Genomic DNA, 730 nt, shown 5'->3' on the forward strand with positions numbered 1-730 from the left:
GATCTGGTGATCCTCTTACTTTACCTTCAGGAAATGTGGTAGTAGCACTTACCTTACAGCCACAGGAAACAAACACACAAGTATTTATCGATCGGATTGAGTTGGTTCCTGTTAGTCAACCTACTCAGTCATCCGATAATATTATAAATTATACAATTACAAGTCCGCTTTGGGCTTACTGGAATGAATCCGGGGTAGGACCAGATAATTTTCCAACAATCTGGACAGCTAGCTCTGGTGAAAATGGGGTTTCTGCTAGCATTAATGCAACAAACCTTGATAACAATGTAACTTTTATTGCTATGAATGGAGATGATTGGTCTTCGGCAGTTCCAATGCAAGATGCAACTGGGGATTATTCGATAAGTAATGGGGATTATATTTTAAAACCTTATGGAGACCAGCCGTTCACCGTAATAAAAATAGGTAGCTATTCTTCAAACTACGTTACACGAGGAACGATTACTGGTACAGTGAATATACCTCAAAACTAATATGTTCCATTATTAATTAGTAGAGCCAAAGAAATAGTATGTCCTATTAAAGATCTAAAGGAGTGATTATATGATGATAAATACAGATCAAATAACATCCGCTGTTAAATTCCCTTTCAACAATTTGGCACAAACACGTGTGATGACACAAAGTCTTTTTTCGACCGATAATCCGAATCAACTAGCTCCCGGTGTGACCGATTACTGGATTGATTATGTGCATCAACAAGTTCAAT

Annotated in this window: 1 protein-coding gene; it reads left to right on the forward strand. The window is 37.5% G+C overall.

Features of this window, described 5'->3' with window-relative positions:
- Positions 1-494 (forward strand): hypothetical protein (locus F3I02_RS27135; RefSeq protein WP_196478615.1); only part of this gene is annotated, 494 nt, incomplete at its 5' end.
- Positions 495-730: the final 236 nt, after the last annotated feature.

The sequence above is a fragment of the Bacillus sp. SRB3LM genome (assembly GCF_015712745.1).
Lineage (GTDB): Bacteria > Bacillota > Bacilli > Bacillales > Bacillaceae_G > Bacillus_A > Bacillus_A thuringiensis_K.